18 protein-coding genes are annotated in these 17,606 nt (G+C 54.0%); 5 read left to right on the plus strand and 13 right to left on the minus strand.

Translation table 11 applies throughout. From position 1 onward, the window contains the following. Positions 1–7: 7 nt before the first annotated feature. The gene (locus Q8A57_RS03845) at positions 8–1,288 is read left to right on the plus strand and encodes a S41 family peptidase (RefSeq protein ID WP_305169606.1); all 1,281 of its coding nucleotides are present in this window, start codon (positions 8–10) and stop codon (positions 1,286–1,288) included. Between the two features lie 246 nt (positions 1,289–1,534). Next, on the plus strand, positions 1,535–1,768 hold the full coding sequence (locus Q8A57_RS03850; protein ID WP_305169608.1) for a DUF6316 family protein: 234 nt from the start codon (positions 1,535–1,537) through the stop codon (positions 1,766–1,768). Between the two features lie 7 nt (positions 1,769–1,775). Here Q8A57_RS03850 and hisF read toward each other — a convergent pair whose 3' ends face one another. From hisF to Q8A57_RS03915, 13 genes are all read right to left on the minus strand, one after another. Beyond that, positions 1,776–2,549, minus strand: coding sequence for an imidazole glycerol phosphate synthase subunit HisF (gene hisF / locus Q8A57_RS03855; RefSeq protein ID WP_305169721.1), 774 nt, complete (start codon positions 2,547–2,549; stop codon positions 1,776–1,778). Then, a complete protein-coding gene (gene ribA / locus Q8A57_RS03860) occupies positions 2,546–3,160 on the minus strand; it encodes a GTP cyclohydrolase II (RefSeq protein WP_305169609.1) in 615 nt (204 codons plus the stop codon). The genes hisF and ribA overlap by 4 nt, the downstream gene beginning before the upstream one ends. 142 nt (positions 3,161–3,302) lie before the next feature. Then, on the minus strand, positions 3,303–3,941 hold the full coding sequence (locus Q8A57_RS03865) for a retropepsin-like aspartic protease family protein (RefSeq protein WP_305169610.1): 639 nt from the start codon (positions 3,939–3,941) through the stop codon (positions 3,303–3,305). A 22-nt stretch (positions 3,942–3,963) separates the two neighbouring features. Then, entirely contained in the window at positions 3,964–4,452 is a 489-nt protein-coding gene (locus tag Q8A57_RS03870) for a phosphatidylglycerophosphatase A family protein (RefSeq protein WP_305169611.1), read from the minus strand. Between the two features lie 55 nt (positions 4,453–4,507). Continuing rightward, the gene (gene thiL, locus Q8A57_RS03875) at positions 4,508–5,473 is read right to left on the minus strand and encodes a thiamine-phosphate kinase (RefSeq protein ID WP_305169612.1); all 966 of its coding nucleotides are present in this window, start codon (positions 5,471–5,473) and stop codon (positions 4,508–4,510) included. 30 nt (positions 5,474–5,503) lie between these two features. Continuing rightward, positions 5,504–5,944 carry a transcription antitermination factor NusB gene (gene nusB, locus Q8A57_RS03880; protein ID WP_305169613.1) on the minus strand — a complete coding sequence of 147 codons (441 nt, stop codon included), beginning with the start codon at positions 5,942–5,944 and terminating at the stop codon, positions 5,504–5,506. A gap of 10 nt (positions 5,945–5,954) precedes the next feature. Continuing rightward, positions 5,955–6,425: a 6,7-dimethyl-8-ribityllumazine synthase gene (ribH, locus tag Q8A57_RS03885; RefSeq protein WP_305169615.1), complete on the minus strand. Its 471-nt coding sequence runs from the start codon at positions 6,423–6,425 to the stop codon at positions 5,955–5,957. A 48-nt stretch (positions 6,426–6,473) separates the two neighbouring features. Next, complete coding sequence (gene ribBA / locus Q8A57_RS03890; protein ID WP_305169616.1) at positions 6,474–7,586, minus strand: bifunctional 3,4-dihydroxy-2-butanone-4-phosphate synthase/GTP cyclohydrolase II; 1,113 nt, start codon at positions 7,584–7,586, stop codon at positions 6,474–6,476. 37 nt (positions 7,587–7,623) lie between these two features. After that, positions 7,624–8,232: a riboflavin synthase gene (locus Q8A57_RS03895; protein WP_305169617.1), complete on the minus strand. Its 609-nt coding sequence runs from the start codon at positions 8,230–8,232 to the stop codon at positions 7,624–7,626. Positions 8,233–8,263: 31 nt separating this feature from the next. After that, on the minus strand, positions 8,264–9,373 hold the full coding sequence (gene ribD / locus Q8A57_RS03900; RefSeq protein ID WP_305169618.1) for a bifunctional diaminohydroxyphosphoribosylaminopyrimidine deaminase/5-amino-6-(5-phosphoribosylamino)uracil reductase RibD: 1,110 nt from the start codon (positions 9,371–9,373) through the stop codon (positions 8,264–8,266). Between the two features lie 5 nt (positions 9,374–9,378). After that, complete coding sequence (gene nrdR, locus Q8A57_RS03905; RefSeq protein WP_305169619.1) at positions 9,379–9,852, minus strand: transcriptional regulator NrdR; 474 nt, start codon at positions 9,850–9,852, stop codon at positions 9,379–9,381. A gap of 139 nt (positions 9,853–9,991) precedes the next feature. Next, positions 9,992–11,251 carry a serine hydroxymethyltransferase gene (gene glyA / locus Q8A57_RS03910; RefSeq protein WP_305169620.1) on the minus strand — a complete coding sequence of 420 codons (1,260 nt, stop codon included), beginning with the start codon at positions 11,249–11,251 and terminating at the stop codon, positions 9,992–9,994. 98 nt (positions 11,252–11,349) lie between these two features. Continuing rightward, on the minus strand, positions 11,350–14,793 hold the full coding sequence (locus Q8A57_RS03915; RefSeq protein ID WP_305169621.1) for a methylmalonyl-CoA mutase family protein: 3,444 nt from the start codon (positions 14,791–14,793) through the stop codon (positions 11,350–11,352). A gap of 195 nt (positions 14,794–14,988) precedes the next feature. Here Q8A57_RS03915 and Q8A57_RS03920 point away from each other — a divergent pair, with 195 nt between their 5' ends. From Q8A57_RS03920 to Q8A57_RS03930, 3 genes are all read left to right on the plus strand, one after another. Then, on the plus strand, positions 14,989–15,720 hold the full coding sequence (locus tag Q8A57_RS03920; RefSeq protein WP_305169622.1) for a FadR/GntR family transcriptional regulator: 732 nt from the start codon (positions 14,989–14,991) through the stop codon (positions 15,718–15,720). Between the two features lie 264 nt (positions 15,721–15,984). Next, the gene (locus Q8A57_RS03925; protein WP_305169623.1) at positions 15,985–16,524 is read left to right on the plus strand and encodes a hypothetical protein; all 540 of its coding nucleotides are present in this window, start codon (positions 15,985–15,987) and stop codon (positions 16,522–16,524) included. A 58-nt stretch (positions 16,525–16,582) separates the two neighbouring features. After that, entirely contained in the window at positions 16,583–17,521 is a 939-nt protein-coding gene (locus Q8A57_RS03930; protein WP_305169624.1) for an SPFH domain-containing protein, read from the plus strand. The last annotated feature ends 85 nt before the right edge of the window (positions 17,522–17,606 follow it).

Here is a 17,606-nt window from a genome sequence, read left to right on the forward strand (position 1 = left end):
ATCGTTCATGAACTCACTAAGTAAGTTGCTGTTTTTTGCCTTCCTCCTGCTCTCAGGAGCTACTGCCTTTGCGGCAACTGAACAGGAAGACAACGGGCGCATGCCCCTGGACGAGCTACGCCGCTTTACCCAGGCTTTTGATCAGATTCGCCAGGCCTACGTCGAAGAAATTGACGATAAAGAGCTTCTGGAAATGGCCATCAGTGGTCTCCTCAGCAGCCTAGATCCGCACTCTGCCTATCTCAATGAAACCGATTTCCAGGACCTTGAGGAACATACCACGGGGGAGTTTGGTGGACTGGGTATAGAAGTCGGCATGGAAGGGGGTTTTATCAAGGTGATTACCCCTATCGATGACACTCCCGCCGAACGGGCTGGCATTCAGACCGGGGACCTGATCATAAAACTGGATGAGCAATTGGTGCAGGGCATGAGCCTCAGCGAAGCCATCGAAATCATGCGCGGGCCCAAAGGATCCAAGCTGAAACTGACCATTGTTCGCCCCAACCGCGATGGTCCATTTGAGGTTGAAGTTATTCGCGACGTCATTCAGGTTCACAGTGTTCGTTCACGGATACTGGAACCCGGATTTGGCTACGTTCGCATTGCACAGTTCCAGGAAAACACCGGCACATCATTCCGGCAAGCCCTGGAAAATTTCACCAAAGATGATCCCAACCTCAAAGGCGTAATACTCGACCTGCGCAACAACCCCGGTGGTCTCTTGAATGCCTCGGTAGAGGTGGTGGACACGCTGCTGGATCAAGGCCTTGTGGTCTATACCGAAGGACGGCTAAACACGTCCAACGCCAAGTATTATGCTAAACCCGGCGACATTCTTAATGGCCTCCCAGTAGTCGTGCTGATCAATGAAGGTTCTGCTTCAGCCGCGGAAATTGTTGCCGGCGCACTACAGGACCACAACCGCGCAGTGATTCTCGGCACCAGCAGCTTTGGCAAAGGCTCCGTACAAACGGTGATTCCCCTGGGAGAAAGACGTGGCATTAAGCTCACTACCGCGCGCTACTTTACACCCAGCAAACGTTCCATTCAGGCAGAAGGTATCCAGCCTAATATTGTGGTCAAACCTGCCGAGGTGAGGCTGCTGGAATCCCGAGGGCAAATTAAAGAAGAGAACCTGGCGGGACATCTCTCCAACACGGAAAGCCCTCAAGCCGAGGTCGCTGACGATCTCTCACAGGAAGACAATCAGCTATACGAAGCGCTTAACCTCCTCAAAGGGCTGAATATTTTTACTTCAGCCAAAAAACACCAAAAGGCGCCATAAGCAGACCAAAGGGCCTTTCAGCTTGATGCGCCTCATTGACTTTTGGCTAAAAAATAGGCTGAATACATGAAGATTGTTGTTCTTGCGTCGATAGTATGTAAACAATCCCTGTTTACAACGGACTGTGCTAACAAAAGAAGAATTGCTGCCTTTTTAGCCTCTTTTTAAATTATGCTTATTAAAGAGGTGGCAACTATTATAAAAATACAAGAATTAGTACGGCAGTGTACAAAGTGAGGAAACAACATGGTAATGCCCAGAACTGGTGAACAAAGCGAGCATAAACCTGCCATAAGAAGTGATCGGTTTTTCAAACTGCACAACTTCTGGTTTTTTGCAACTCGCGAAGGTGCCGCTGTTGGCCCATTTGACTCCAAGGAAGGCGCTGTGCAAGCAGTATCAGATTACGTTGAATTTGTGCAAAAAGCTGGTCCGGAAGCGCTGGACTTTTTCACATCTGAGGCCCGCTACGCAGTATAGGTCAGGATTAACGCCGCACCTCGACACCTCGCTCAGCCATATAATCCTTGGCCTGGGCGATGGTGAACTCCCCAAAATGAAAAATACTCGCGGCTAATACCGCATCAGCTTTTCCCTCTACCACGCCATCCACCAGGTGCTGAAGATTTCCCACCCCGCCTGATGCTATCACCGGAATATCTACTGCTTCACTGATAGCCCGCGTCAGCGGCAAGTTAAAGCCCGTCTTGGTACCATCCTTATCCATACTGGTGAGAAGAATTTCACCGGCCCCATATTCGGCCATCTGCACAGCCCATGCCACAGCATCAATTCCGGTAGGATTGCGTCCGCCGTGGGTAAAAATTTCCCAACGCAACGGCTCTCCTTCCCCGCTGACCTGCTTTGCATCAATAGCAACGACAATGCACTGTGAACCAAACCGCTGCGCCGCCTGTCTGACAAACTCAGGGTTCTTTACCGCCGCCGAATTAATCCCAACCTTATCGGCACCCGCATTCAACAGTGCACGAATATCTTCGAGGGTGCGAACACCTCCACCCACTGTCAAAGGTATAAATACTTCGCTGGCCATGCGCTCAACCGTGTGAACCATGGTATCCCGCTCTTCATGGCTGGCCGTAATATCTAGGAAAGTAATTTCGTCTGCACCTTCCTCGTTATAGCGTTTCGCCACCTCAACCGGATCACCCGCATCGCGGATATCGACAAATTGCACACCCTTGACCACTCGCCCCTTGTCTACGTCAAGGCAGGGGATGATTCGTTTCGCTAACATCAGTTTTCGCCCTCGCTCTCACCCTGCTCATCAAACAGGTGGCCCAACTTCCCAGCTTTGGTAGCCAGGTAATACAGATTATGCGGATTGCGCCCGGTCTGCAGCGCCAGACGCTCAGCCACATGAATATCCAACTGCTGAAGCGCCTCGACCTTGCGCGGGTTATTGGTCAGCAATCTTACCTGACCGATATTCAAGTGACGCAACATAGAACGACAAATACTGTAGTCCCTCATATCGGCACCAAAGCCCAGCTTCTCATTGGCTTCAACGGTATCGGCACCCTGATCCTGAAGGTGGTAGGCCTTGATCTTGTTAATTAGCCCGATACCCCTTCCCTCCTGCCGCAGATATAAGATGGCCCCCCGCCCATCAGCCGAGATCCGACGCATCGCCTCTTCAAGCTGGGCACCGCAATCGCAGCGCACACTGAACAAAGCATCCCCGGTCAGACATTCGGAATGAATACGAAGCAGTACCGGTTCACCATCGGCAACATCACCCATGGTGATGGCGACATGCTCTTTATCACTGACCGTGTCTTCAAAGCCATGAATATCAAACACGCCCCAACGAGTAGGAAGTTTGGAGCTTTCAACAAAACGGAGTGTCACTTAAGACTCCTAAAGATCAGGCGGGTGGCTATTTTAGCCGGGATACACATTGAGTAAAGTGAAGCCGGTAATTTTCAATACTAAACAATGGACTTACGGGCTGCCGAACCACATTTACGATTCTGTCACGACAGGGATTTCATCAGAACTTGGTTCTCAACACCATCACTCCTTCCTCCTCGCTCATTTCCACACGGCTGAGGAAGCTGTTTCCCAACAAAATCTGTGAGGGAAAATCACCAACTACTACTGTCGCATCCACCTGGTTCAGGGTGATATTACCGATAGTCAGTTTCTGTAACGGTATATGGTAGGCATTGACGATGCCCCCCGCCGTGCTGGCGGAGCCCTTGCGACCGCGGCGAAAATTCACGCCCAACTGCTCGGCATGGTGCAAATTCATGGCGATGGAAGTGGCGCCTGTATCCACCATAAAATCTGCCGGACGGCCATTGATAAAACCGCTCACAAAATAGTGGCCATTTTCTGCCCGGGGGATTCTTACCTCCGCCATTTCAGCGGCCTGAAAACTGGAAGAAATATGGTCCGACAGGCCCAGTGTCATTTGCCTACCATCAAGCTCGACAACAGCGCGGCGACTGTTGCTGTCAATCAACGTTACACCCTCAGGGCTGGTCTGACCCTGCTTCAACAAACGCTGCTTGCCATTAATCACCAGCACTGCACTGCCACCAAACAGGCCATTCACACGGATATCCGCCGCCCAACACGAACTGGCGAACAGCCCCATCAACACAAATGCTACGACAAGTCCCTTCATGGCCAGCACCCCCGGCAATTCCCTAAATCATCCATTGCGACGCAGAAAACAGTATCACCCAGGCGAACAAACCTGCCAACAGGTCATCTACCATGATACCCACCCCCCCATGCACCTGGCGGTCCAGCCAGCTAATGGGCCACGGCTTCCAAATATCAAAGAGACGAAACAGGACAAAGCCGGCCAATGCCCAGGACCAGGTGGCTGGCAATGCAGTCATGGTCAACCAGTAACCCGCTATCTCGTCCCAGACAATACCGGGATGATCATGCACGCCCATATCACGAGCGGTTTTACCGCAGAGGTAGAAACCCAGCAGCGACACGGCAACCACCACCCCGATATAGGTATAGAGCGGCAGGGTCGCCAGCAACGTCCACAGCACAAGCGCCACCACCGTGCCAGCCGTACCCGGCCCCTTCGGCGCCAAACCACTGCCAAAACCAAATGCCAGAAAATGCACCGGGTTTTTCAGCAGCTGGGAAAACTTCGGGTTAATGCGATGATCCATAATCTATCTGCCGGTTGAGCACATCAAAACAGGGGGAGAACACCCCGTAGCCGCCTCAATTAAAATGCCGATATCCCTTGCAGGCAACCGTCTGAACCTGACCCTCAGCATCGAGACAGACTATGCCAGGTTCTGATGTCATAAGGCCAATCCGGGTCGCCAACAACTCTCCACGATGAATCATGCCATCAACGAGAGACTGCTTGCTCTCAGGCACGGTAAAACACAGTTCATAATCATCGCCGCCTGAGAGTACCCAGGACTGTAGTTGGTCTGGGTTTACAGCTTCCGTCAGCCACGGTGCGACTGGCACCTGTTGCAACTGTAGCTCAGCCCCCAAGCCACTGCACTCAGCGATATGCCCAAGATCCGCCAGCAGCCCGTCGGAAATATCGATGGCCGCCGAAGCCACTCCCCGCAGTTTCCTGCCTACGGTTAACCTCGGTTCTGGCCGATAAAACCGTTTTAGCAGCGCCTCTCGCTGGGAGTCATTGTAGGAACAACCGGGAGAAAAGACTTGCAGCGCCGCTGCACCCTCACCCAGGGTCCCCGTGACATAGACACCATCACCAGCTTGCGCACCGCGCCTGACCAGCGCCTGCCCCCTTGAAACAGTGCCCATCATCTGAATGGAGATACTCAGTGGTCCGGAAGTGGTATCGCCACCCACCAGGGCACAGCCAAAATATTGCGCATCCTCGGCCATCGCTTCGGAAAAAGCCTGCAGCCAATCGGCTTCGGCCTGCGGCAGAGTCAAAGCGAGGGTAAACCAACGGGCGTCTGCCCCCATGGCCGCCATATCACTGAGATTCACCCGTAAAGTGCGGCGAGCAATATCTTCAGGCGCGGCATCCTGCGGGAAATGAACCCCGGCGACCAGGGTATCGACACTGACCACCAGTTGCTTGTCTGGAGTGATGTCCAGCACCGCCCCATCATCACCCACACCCAGCGCCACACCCTCGGCGCCACCCACCGAAGAGAAGTACTGCTTAATCAGCGCAAATTCACTCAGGGACATGGGGCACCGCAAAAGGTGTACGACGACGTATTAACGTCGCCGCTCGGCCTTGACCTCAATAGCGCGATGGGTAGCCGCCACTTTATCGAGAATGCCGTTGATGTATTTGTAGGCATCCGTGGGGCCGAAGGTTTTTGCAAGGTTCACAGCTTCGTTGATGGCCACCTTGTAGGGAATATCAATCCGGAAACACAGCTCGTAACAACCCATTCTCAACAGTGCCCTGGAGATCGGGTCCAGATCCTTGGACTGGCGGTCGAGGTGGCTTTCGTAGGCCGCATCCACTTCATCCAGCTTTTTTGGAATACCGTGTAATAGCTCACGAAAATACTCGGTGTCCACTTTGCGCATATCGTTGTCGGTGAAAAATTCCGCTTCAATACTGTGCAGATCCGAGCCGGATAATTGCCACTGATACAAGGCCTGTACCAGCAGTTGACGGGCTTTCTTTCGGGTAGAGGGAAGTGACACGTATTGGCTCCTATAGCTGGCGAAACAGGCTAATCATTTCCAGCGCTGTCAGCGCAGCTTCTTCACCCTTGTTCTCGGCATTGTCGCCGGAACGCTCCTGCGCCTGGGCCAGGGTATCCGTGGTCAACACACCAAATGCAATCGGCAGCCCTTCGCGCAGGGCGACTTCGCCAATACCCCGGGTGGTTTCCCCCGAGACATACTCGAAGTGAGGCGTTCCACCGCGGATCACACAACCGAGTGCAATCACCGCATCGAAACGGCCTGACTGCGCCAGCTTGCTGCAGGCCAGAGGCAATTCAAAGGCACCCGGCACACGGAAGACATGCACATCCTTTTCGGCAATGCCATGGCGCAGTAATGCACGCTGCGCACCCTGCAAAAGACTTTCGGTGATCTGGCTGTTCCAGCGTGCGACGGCAATCGCCACTCTGGCACCATCGATATTAAAGCTGCCCTCATCGGGCCGGTATTCACTCATGCTGTTATCCGACTTGTTTCTGTTCCTGGCTGCGCTAACGCTCAGCCATCAATCACAATTAATGTATTCCACCACTTCCAGATCAAAACCGGATATCCCGGTAAACCTGAAGGGTGCGCTCATCAGTCGCATTTTATGTACCCCCAGATCCATCAGAATCTGCGAGCCGGTACCCACCTGCTGATAAACCACATCCGCAGCGCGTTGAGGCTGCGAAGGCAAGTTGCTGAGCATCTCGTCCACACTGGCATCGATATCATCGGCAGTTTCCGGATAGTAGATAAACACCACCACGCCCCGGCCTTCCTCGGCCACCTTCTCCATAGCGCGGGACAAGCTCCAGCTGCGGTAGCCGTCACCGGGCTCCATGGCAAACAGGTCCCGGGCTGACTTGTTGATATGCACACGCACCAACGGTGGTTCACCATTGGCCACATCACCCATCACCAACGCAAAGTGCTTTTCGTTGCGGGCACTATCCAGGTAAGTCTTGAGAACGAACTCCCCATAATGGGTCTGGATGGGACGCTCGTTGATGCAGTTGATGGTCTTCTCGGTGACCAGGCGGTAGTGGATCAGGTCGGCAATGGTGCCGATCTTCAGGTTGTGCCTGGCGGCAAAGGCCTCCAGGTCGGGACGGCGCGCCATGGTACCGTCATCATTCATAATTTCGACAATCACCGCTGCCTGCTCGAACCCCGCCATACGCGCCAGATCACAGCCTGCTTCGGTATGCCCGGCGCGGCTCAACACACCACCGCGCTCTGCCCTCAACGGAAAAATATGTCCGGGCTGAACAATATCCTGGGGGCGGGCATTGCTTGCCACGGCGGCCTGTACGGTGCGCGCCCGGTCGGCAGCGGAAATACCGGTGGTCACACCCTCGGCCGCCTCGATGGAAACGGTGAAATTGGTACCATGACCAGACTTGTTTGAGTCCACCATCAGTGGCAGGTTGAGCTGATGGCAACGCTCTTCGGACAGTGTCAGGCAGATCAACCCACGTCCGTGGGTGGCCATAAAGTTGATATCCTCTGGCCTGACCATAGTAGCGGCCATCACCAGATCGCCCTCGTTCTCGCGATCCTCATCATCCATCAGGATAACCATCTTCCCCTGACGAATATCCGCAACCAGTTCTTCAATACTGTTCAAAGCCATAAACAATTGCCGTCAATCTTGTTTGTGTATTTGTCTGTCAGGCATCTGCCGCACCATCACCCTGCAGCAAGCGCTCCAGGTAACGGGCAATCAGATCCACCTCCAGATTCACGCGGGTACCCGCTTTATAGGTGTCCATCACCGTTTTCTCAAGGGTATGGGGCACGATATTCAGTTCGAACTCGGCGCCTTCCACCTTGTTTACCGTGAGGCTGGTGCCATCCACCGTGATGGATCCCTTGTGGGCGATATATTTAGCCAGCTCACGGGGTGCTCGCAGCCTGAAGCGTTCGGATCTCGCATCCGGATGGCGACTTACCACCTCCCCGATCCCGTCCACGTGGCCTGACACCATGTGCCCACCCATACGCGTTTGCGGAGTCAGCGCCTTCTCCAAATTAACTTTCGCACCCACGCCCCAGTCACCCACCGTGGTCAGGGACAAGGTTTCTGCGGAGACATCCGCCACATAGCCATCTCCGGGCAGCTCCACTACCGTGAGACAAACACCGTTGGTGCTGATGCTGTCACCCAGCGCGATATCGCTCATATCCAGATCGTTGGTTTTTATCCGCAGCCGCAGATCGCCGCCCTTTTCCTCGCAGGACGCCACTTCTCCAACTGCTTCAACAATACCCGTGAACACCTATGCTTTCTCCACTTGCGTCAGTGACTTTTCAGTTTATACCCTGTGCCGGAACAGGATGTGCCGTAATACGCCAGTCATCCCCAACGGGCTGAATATCCACAATCTTAACTGACACTGCATCGGACATATTTTCCAGAGGCAGTGCCAACAGGGGCCGAGCCAGACTGCCCAGCAGTTTGGGGGCCATATAGATAATCAACTCATCCACCACCCCTGCAGCAATAAATGCCCCTGCCAGTTTTGCGCCAGCTTCAACCAGCACCTCATTGCATTCACTGGTGGCCAGCACTTTCAGCAACCCTGTCAGATCAACCTGGCCTTTGCCGTTGTCCAGCACTACCACCTCAGCGCCCGGCAGCTGTCCCCCTTGAGCACTAGCCACCAGCGTGTCGCCGCCATCCGTCAATAATTGTGCATCCCTTGGGGTGCGCAACTTGCTGTCCACCACCACCCGCAGAGGTTGGTCCCGGGCAATATCTGCTGCATTTTCCAGATTCAGCTCGGTCGGCCTCACGGTGAGGGCCGGGTTATCGAGTAACACGGTGTCCACACCAGTAATGATCGCTGAACTGCGAGCCCGCAAACGCTGCACATCACTGCGGGCAGCAGGCCCGGTAATCCACTGACTCTCGCCACTGGCCATAGCTGTGCGACCATCCAGGCTCATGGCCAGTTTTACCCTTACCCAGGGCAAACCGAGCCGCTGTCGTTTGATAAAACCGGGATTCAAGGTCATGGCTTCAGCTTCAAGCATGGGTCCATCAACCAAAATTCCTGCCTGACGCAGCGCTTCCAGCCCCCTGCCCGACACATTCGGGTTCGGGTCCTGCATACCGTAGACCACCCGACTGACACCAGCCTTGATAAGGGCATTGGCACAGGGAGGGGTTCGCCCCTGATGACTGCAGGGCTCCAGTGTCACATAGGCAGTGGCACCCCGGGCCAGCTCTCCGGCCACCGCCAGAGCATTCACCTCTGCGTGGGCTTCTCCGGCGCGACGATGCCAGCCCTCGCCTACCACCCGATCACCATGGGCAATCACACAGCCCACCGAGGGATTCGGCATAGTCGTGTAACAACCCCGAGCGGCCAGTTCAACCGCCCTGGCCATGAGACTGGCATCCAGGGTGTCTGACATTACCGTCAATCCCTACTGCTTTCAGGTAGGTTTTGCTCCAGGCGGTCCAACTCGGCGCGGAACTCACTGAGGTCCTGGAAGCTGCGGTAAACCGATGCAAAGCGCACATAGGCCACTTCATCCAGTTCCCGTAAATGTTCCATCACCAGCTCACCGACCATACGGGAGGTTACTTCACGCTCACCGGTCGCCCGCAACTGGTGCTGAATCTGTGAAATGGCACCTTCAATGCGCTCAATGCTCACCGGACGTTTTTCCAGCGCCCGCAGCAGTCCTGCACGCAGTTTCTCTTCATCAAAGGGTTCGCGGGTTTCATCCTGCTTGATCACCCGCGGCATCAATAGCTCTGGCATCTCGTAGGTGGTAAACCGCTCTTTGCAGGACAGGCATTCACGGCGACGGCGCACCTGACCACCTTCGGCCACCAGTCGCGAATCGATCACCTTGGTTTCATCGGCATTACAGAAGGGACAATGCATGGCTCAAGCCACCTGTTTGAACTGGGGCGCATGGTACCACATTTTGGCTGCCAGCCCGCCTGCAGCACCGTTTCGCCAGCATAGGGCGAAAGACAAAAAAGCCCCGCCTAAGCGGGGCCACGAGAGACTTTAACAAGGCTTAGCTGTATACCGGGAAACGACCACAGATCTCCAACACCTTGGCCTTGGTCGCCGGAATCACTTCTTCAGACGTGCCATTCTCCAGGCTGTCCAGCACATCGCAGATCCAGTGAGCCAGCTGCACGCTCTCTTCCTCTTTGAAACCGCGGGTAGTGATCGCGGGCGTGCCCACACGCAAGCCGGAAGTAATGAACGGCGAACGGGGATCATTGGGCACCGCGTTTTTGTTCACGGTGATGTAGGCGCGACCGAGAGCCTCGTCCGCATCCTTACCTGTGTATTCCTTGCCGATCAGGTCCACCAGCATCAGGTGGTTCTCGGTACCCTTGGAGACGATGTTAATGCCGCGCTCCATGAACGTGGCCGCCATGGCTTTGGCATTCTTCACAACCTGCTGCTGGTAGGTCTTGAACTCATCGCTCATGGCTTCCTTGAAGGAGACTGCCTTGGCTGCGATCACGTGGCACAGTGGGCCACCCTGACCACCGGGGAATACCGCAGAGTTGATCTTCTTGGCCAGATCTTCACTGTTGGTGAGGATGATGCCTCCACGTGGACCACGCAGGGTTTTGTGTGTGGTAGACGTCACCACATCGGCAAACGGCATCGGGTTCGGGTAGACGCCTGCGGCAATCAGGCCGGCTACGTGGGCCATATCCACCATCAGATAAGCACCCACTTTGTCGGCGATATCGCGGAAATGCTGCCAGTCGAGGATGCCGGAATAGGCGGAGAAACCGGCGACGATCATTTTCGGTTTGTGTTCCAGGGCTAGGGCTTCCACTTGGTCGTAATCGACCAGGCCGGTTTCCGGGTTCAGCCCGTACTGAACAGCATGGTAGATCTTGCCAGAAAAATTCGGCTTGGCGCCGTGGGTCAGGTGACCACCGGCATCGAGACTCATACCCAGCACAGTGTCACCGGGCAGGCACAGGGCCTGGTACACGGCACTGTTGGCCTGTGAACCGGAGTGTGGCTGCACGTTGGCAAAACCCGCACCGAACAGTTGCTTGACCCGTTCGATGGCCAGCTCTTCCGTCTTGTCGACAAACTCACAACCGCCGTAATAACGCTTGTGGGGATAGCCCTCGGCGTACTTGTTGGTGAGCTTGGTACCCTGAGCCGCCATAACAGCGGGGCTGGTGTAATTCTCGGAAGCGATCAGCTCAAGATGCTCTTCCTGGCGCTGCTCTTCCTGCTGGATGGCAGCCCAGATTTCCGGGTCAAAACTGGCAATGGTGACGTCTTTATCGAACATGGATCTCACACTGGTGGTTGGCCTGAAAAAAGAGCGCGAATTGTACACAAATCCACCAGTGAATCCCACGCTAAAAATGCCCTAAACGGCCCCGGAATTTACATATTGCGTCGGTACAGCCCCCCCACCCGGTAAAGTGCCTCACTCATCTGCCCCAGGGAGCAACTCTTGGCCACGTCCATCAGGCATTCAAAGGTATTGCCTCGACTCAGCACCACCTGCTGTAACCGCTTCAGGGCTTCGTCACACTGTCCGTGGTGTAGCGCTTTGTAGGCATTGAGGTTATCGACCTGTTGCTGCTTTTCGGCATCATCGGAACGAGCCAGTTCGCGGCCTTCAATAGTTTCCTCAGCACCGGCTTCCGGCAGGAACGTATTGACTCCAATCAACGGCAAAGAGCCATCGTGCTTACGATGCTCGTAATACATGCTCTCTTCCTGAATTTTTCCGCGCTGATACATGGTATCCATGGCTCCCAGCACCCCGCCGCGCTCGGAAATTCGTTCGAACTCGGCGTACACCGCCTCTTCCACCAGATCGGTCAGTTGCTCGACGATAAACGAACCCTGCCAGGGGTTTTCGCAGAAGTTGAGCCCGAACTCCTTGTTAATAATCATCTGGATCGCTACCGCACGGCGCACGGATTCCGTCGTCGGCGTGGTAATCGCCTCGTCGTAGGCATTGGTATGCAGACTATTAGTGTTATCGAAAATCGCGTAAAGCGCCTGCAACGTGGTGCGAATGTCGTTGAAACTCATCTCCTGGGCATGAAGGCTGCGGCCCGAGGTCTGGATGTGATATTTCAACATCTGGCTGCGGGGGCTGGCCCCGTAGCGTTCTTTCATGGCCCGCGCCCAGATGCGCCGCGCCACCCGGCCCATCACCGTGTACTCCGGGTCCATGCCGTTGGAAAAGAAAAAGCTGAAGTTGGGTACAAAGTCATCCACCTTCATACCCCGCGCCAGGTAATACTCCACCAGCGTAAAGCCATTGGACAGGGTAAACGCCAACTGCGAGATCGGGTTGGCCCCGGCCTCAGCGATGTGATAGCCACTCACCGATACGCTGTAGTAGTTGCGCACCTTGTTGTCGATAAAGAATGCCTGCACATCACCCATCATGGTCAGGGCAAAGGCTGTGGAGAAAATACAGGTGTTCTGGGCCTGATCTTCCTTGAGAATATCCGCCTGCACAGTGCCGCGCACCGCCGCCAGGCTTTCGGCACGGATGCGTGCATAAGTTTCGGCATCCACCAGCTTGTCACCGCTGATACCCAGTAGCGCCAGACCCAGGCCATTGTGCCCCTCGGGCAAGTCACCGGCGTACTGAGGGCGCGGTTTGTCGCCGAACCAGGCATCGAGTTTCTGCTGTGTCTCATCCCAGAGATTATTTTCTTTCAGGTATTTCTCCACCTGCTGATCGATGGCGGTGTTCATAAAGAACGCCAGAATCATCGGCGCCGGACCGTTGATGGTGATCGACACGGAGGTGGTCGGCGCGCACAGGTCGAAACCGGAATAGAGTTTCTTCATATCGTCCAGGGTGGCGATCGACACCCCGGAATTACCCACCTTGCCCCAGATATCGGGACGCGGGTCCGGATCAGCGCCGTACAGGGTCACCGAATCAAACGCGGTGGACAGTCGTGCGGCGGCCTGCCCCCGTGACAGGTAATGGAAACGGCGGTTAGTGCGCTCCGGCGTACCCTCACCGGCAAACATGCGGGTGGGATCTTCCCCCGCGCGCCGATAGGGAAAGACTCCGGCGGTGTAGGGATAACTGCCGGGCAGGTTTTCCGCCAGCAGGAAGGCCAGCAGTTCACCCCAGTCCTTGTAGGGCGGCGGTGAAATTTTCTGAATCTTCAGGTGACTGAGGGATTCCACATAGTTATCACCCGTGATGTCCTTACCGCGCACCTGGTAACAGTACTGGTCGGCCTCAACTCCAGCCTTTCGGGTGGGCCATTCCTGCAACAAGCGAATGGATTCACCGCTGAGATCGGAAACTGCCGCGTTATAACGCTGGCGCAGGGTGCGCAAGGTGTTGTCCACTTCACCGTCGGTTAACGCGGACGCTGGGTAAAGCCCCAGAGGTTCCGGGCGCTGTGGATCATCCAGCTCACCCAGTACCTGGTAATGGTGATAAGCCGTGGCTGCCAGTTCCGCCTGCTGCACATTTCGGGCTTTCACCTGTCGGGCACTTTCGCTGATTTCCGCCAGGTAGCGCACCCGGCTGCCGGGAATTAACGCTACAGACCGTGATTCCTCAAGCTCATCACCGGAGGGGGGCAACCAACGCTGCTCATCCAGACCTGCCTTGTTCACCAGCAAGCGGCACAGATGGTAGAAGGCACGATTTACACCGGGGTCGTTGAACTGGCTGGCGATGGTGGGATACACCGGAATCTGGTCGCCACTGACATCAAAGGCATTGCGATTGCGCTGCCACTGCTTGCGAATATCCCGCAGGGCATCTTCGGCACCGCGCTTGTCGTATTTGTTGAGAATCACCATGTCGGCATAATCGATCATGTCGATCTTTTCCAACTGGCTGGCCGCGCCGTAGTCGCTGGTCATGATGTACAGGGAGAAATCCACCAGATCGACAATCTCGGAATCGCTCTGGCCGATACCGGCGGTTTCCACCAGCACCAGATCGTAGCCAAGAGATTTCAGAAACAGGGTAACGTCCCCGAGCATTTCGCTGGTGGCCAGATGCTGGCGGCGTGTAGCCATGGAGCGCATATAAATTTGCGTTGATGACAGGCTGTTCATGCGAATGCGATCACCGAGCAACGCCCCGCCGGTACGGCGGCGCGTCGGGTCCACCGCCAGCACGGCAATGCGCATGTCCGGGCGATGCAACAAAAAACGGCTCAACAACTCATCCACCGTGCTACTCTTGCCAGCCCCACCAGTTCCAGTCACACCAACCACTGGGGTGTTCCCCGCAGCCAGCTGCCAGGTTTTTTTCAGCCGCGCCAGTTCGGCGTCCGACACAGCCCCTTCCTCGATGGCTGATATCATCTGCGCGACGGCAATTTCATCATCGATGTTCGGGGAAGATGGCGACAGCGTCGCGGCCCGCGCCTGCCTCGCCCGAGCCACCAGATCCTCGATCATGCCGGTCAGACCCATTTCCATACCGTGGGTGGGGTGGTAAATACGGTTCACCCCAGCCGCTTCCAGCTCGGCAATTTCTTCCAGGGTAATAGTGCCGCCACCGCCGCCAAACACCTGAATGTGCCCGGCGTTGTGCTCCTGCAACAGTGCCATCATGTAGCGGAAATACTCCATGTGCCCGCCCTGGTAAGAGCTGATGGCAATCGCATCGGCATCTTCCTGAATCGCCGCCCGCACCACATCGTCAACACTGCGGTTGTGGCCAAGGTGAATCACCTCCACGCCACTGGCCTGAATCAGCCTCCGCATCACATTAATGGCGGCATCGTGGCCGTCGAACAGTGAAGCCGCGGTCACAATGCGTAGCGGCGTGGTTTCAGCCGCCGGTTGTTGCTGTTGTTCTGGTATGACAGCAGTCATGGCTACCCCCGAGATAGCAATGGCGAGACAAGGATTTCGGGCAAGGTGAACCCAAGCCTTTGCCCCCCATATTATTAATAGCTCAAACGATGCTGACATATTGTCGGACAATATGTCAATTATGGAAAAGTCTGCTATTCTCGCCCTATTGATTACCTATCGCGGTACCGGAAGCCCGCAAAGGAACCACACAACATGCCAACATCCGTCAGCTTTGACCGCCTCGCCCACCAACCCGCCTACAAAGTGGTCAGCGAAAAGATCCGCAACGCCATTGTCAGTGGTGAAATTGCCGCGGGAGACCTGCTACCCACCGAAACCGATCTAGCAGAACAGTTTGGCGTCACCCGCTCCACCGTACGGGAAGCCATTCGCCTGCTGGAACACGGCGGCATCCTCGGCCGCGCCGGACGCAAACGGCTGGTCGTCACCCTACCGGGCATGGAAGCCGTGGGCCGCTCCGTCAGTTCCGCCATGTTGATGCACCAGGTCACCTACGAAGAACTCTGGCAGGTGGCCATGGGGCTAGAGCCCCTGGCAGGCAAACTGGCCTGCCTGTCCGCTACCGACGAAGAAAAGCAGTTGCTGGCAGATAACCTGGCGCTTACCGAACAGGTGATGGACGACCACGACGCCCTACTGAAAGTAGAAATCGAATTTCACAACCTGGTCGCCGAAGCCACCCACAACAATGCCCTGCTGCTAGCCCGCGCCCCCCTCAACGAATTGTTCTACCCCGCCTGGGGCGCCATCATTCGCGCCCTGTCACCGGGTGAACGCATTCTGGTTGCCCACCAACATGTCTACGATGCCATTTGTGCGGGCGATCAGGACAAGGCCGAAGAGTGGATGGAAAAACATATGCGCGACTTCCGTCGTGGTATCGAGATGGGCAATCTGGGATTTGATCAGCCGGTGCAGGGGTAACCCGCAATTTCAAAATTGTTGTTTATACCCATTGATGGTTCGATAGGTTATATTTCCGAAATATAACCAATTGTGATGTCTCTCATGACATCACAACACGGCAGGGAGGCAAAAAGAATGAGACAGGATGTCATTTCTAATTGAAACAAATCACCTTTTCAGACACCTGGCTTAGCCTCGTAGAGCTTACGTCAACGTACAGCCTATCTAGTCGTATAGCTCTGCCACGACTTAACCGTGAACAGTATGCAAAAAGGAATATGCGTGTTCAAAAAATTTATTAATGGCTTAGTATTTGGAGCAGGTTTCACTATTTCATTTATTGTTCTGTGGTTTCTAGCGACTTTTTTTATACAGCCTTTACTATCGGAGTCACTACTTGAACACTTAAACAACCATCACGTCGAAATAACACAAGAGCAATCTACCTCGCTTCAATCAAAAAGTACTACAACAACTAAAAAGAGCCCACTCTCTTTTCATGAGTTAAGCATTGATGAACAAATACAACAGTCAAGTGCTATTGCTGTCGCCAGATATGAACCAACAGGCAGCGGCCAAGTAGATGCAATCATCACAGAGTTTCTTAAAAAAGATCCCACTACAACTGTTTATTACAACGTGGGCGATAAATTCCCAGCAGCAAGCTATACACCAAAAGAAGATACAAATTACGGCGATGGTGTAGTTATATTTTTTACAGGGTCACCAGCTTCAATGAGGGTATCGATGTCCTTTTCAGGCGACCGAATACTAGGACTTGGGGACCTCCCGCTAGAACTCTTAAGAAAAAAATCTGAATAAAACAAAATAACCAACATTAATGGTATAGCGATTAATTTAGAAAAAAGGATGTTTCGATATGACAAAATTATTTTTAGCAGTTTTATTTTTAATAATTGGGACAATTATCGTTTTAAATAAATCAAATGGAACCCCCACTGAAAGAAGGATCAATATAGTCGGATATTTATGCTGGGTGGTCTCTGCCATATTGCTCTTGATGTCGGTCGTGATCACAGTGCCTGCTGGCCATGTGAAAGTTGCCACCCTATTTGGAAAAGTTCAAGACAACAACTATCGCGAAGGCTTGCATATTGTAAATCCACTTTTGGCATTTACCGCATTTGATTTAAGACAAAAAACTCACCTGGAAACTGCGGGCATTCCAGCAGAAGACAAGCTCATCACAAAAATGGATGTTTCGGTCCAATACAGGACTGTCGGTGAGATGGCCCCTGACATATTAAGAAATACCGGAACAACGGAAGCATTAATTCAAGTACATATGATCCCAAAACTCAGATCCATTCTTCGTGAACAAGGCAAGGGTGTTGCTGTATCCCAAGATTTTTTTAAGGAGGCGGTTCAGCGGCAATTACAGGAAACCCTGCAACTCGGTCTGGCAGAGTTTCTAGCACCAAAAGGGTTGCAAATAGAAACAATCCTCATACGTGATGTTCAATTGCCCGAGGTTATTCGAACAGCCATCACCGAAACAAAGAAGAGAGAGCAGGAAGTTTTAAAGCAGCAAGCTGAGTTAGAGCGATTTGCCACGGAGCAGGATCAGAAAGTCAAGCAGGCAGAATCTGAACTTAAGGCAGCCAAACTGGAAGCACAGAAAATTAAAGAGCTGGCTGATGCAGAAGCCTACAAGATTAATGTCATCAATAAAACTTTGGCACAGTCGCCCAACTACATCGAACTGAAGAGGGTCGAACAGTGGAATGGCGTTCTTCCTGTCTATGCCGGAGGTGAAAACATTCCAATGATAGATCTACGAAAGACAGGCAAAAATTGATTACAATCCGTCCTGCAAAAAAAAGCCGCGCAATGCGCGGCTTTTTTATCTGAGTGCGAGACAAAAATCTTCACCGCACCAACAT

It is taken from the genome of Porticoccus litoralis (genome assembly GCF_030676955.1).
In the GTDB taxonomy this organism is placed as follows: Bacteria; Pseudomonadota; Gammaproteobacteria; order Pseudomonadales; family Porticoccaceae; genus Porticoccus; species Porticoccus litoralis.

Bases quoted from the DNA above. Each gene is read 5' to 3' on its own strand.
- Q8A57_RS03870 (WP_305169611.1), bottom strand. From the start codon at position 4,452: ATGGATCATCGCATTAACCCGAAGTTTTCCCAGCTGCTGAAAAACCCG.
- nrdR (WP_305169619.1), bottom strand. From the start codon at position 9,852: ATGCATTGTCCCTTCTGTAATGCCGATGAAACCAAGGTGATCGATTCG.
- ribH (WP_305169615.1), bottom strand. From the start codon at position 6,425: ATGAGTGAATACCGGCCCGATGAGGGCAGCTTTAATATCGATGGTGCC.
- thiL (WP_305169612.1), bottom strand. From the start codon at position 5,473: ATGTCCCTGAGTGAATTTGCGCTGATTAAGCAGTACTTCTCTTCGGTG.
- ribD (WP_305169618.1), bottom strand. From the start codon at position 9,373: ATGTCAGACACCCTGGATGCCAGTCTCATGGCCAGGGCGGTTGAACTG.
- Q8A57_RS03915 (WP_305169621.1), bottom strand. From the start codon at position 14,793: ATGACTGCTGTCATACCAGAACAACAGCAACAACCGGCGGCTGAAACC.
- Q8A57_RS03930 (WP_305169624.1), top strand. From the start codon at position 16,583: ATGACAAAATTATTTTTAGCAGTTTTATTTTTAATAATTGGGACAATT.
- ribBA (WP_305169616.1), bottom strand. From the start codon at position 7,586: ATGGCTTTGAACAGTATTGAAGAACTGGTTGCGGATATTCGTCAGGGG.
- Q8A57_RS03920 (WP_305169622.1), top strand. From the start codon at position 14,989: ATGCCAACATCCGTCAGCTTTGACCGCCTCGCCCACCAACCCGCCTAC.
- Q8A57_RS03845 (WP_305169606.1), top strand. From the start codon at position 8: ATGAACTCACTAAGTAAGTTGCTGTTTTTTGCCTTCCTCCTGCTCTCA.
- glyA (WP_305169620.1), bottom strand. From the start codon at position 11,251: ATGTTCGATAAAGACGTCACCATTGCCAGTTTTGACCCGGAAATCTGG.
- Q8A57_RS03865 (WP_305169610.1), bottom strand. From the start codon at position 3,941: ATGAAGGGACTTGTCGTAGCATTTGTGTTGATGGGGCTGTTCGCCAGT.
- Q8A57_RS03850 (WP_305169608.1), top strand. From the start codon at position 1,535: ATGGTAATGCCCAGAACTGGTGAACAAAGCGAGCATAAACCTGCCATA.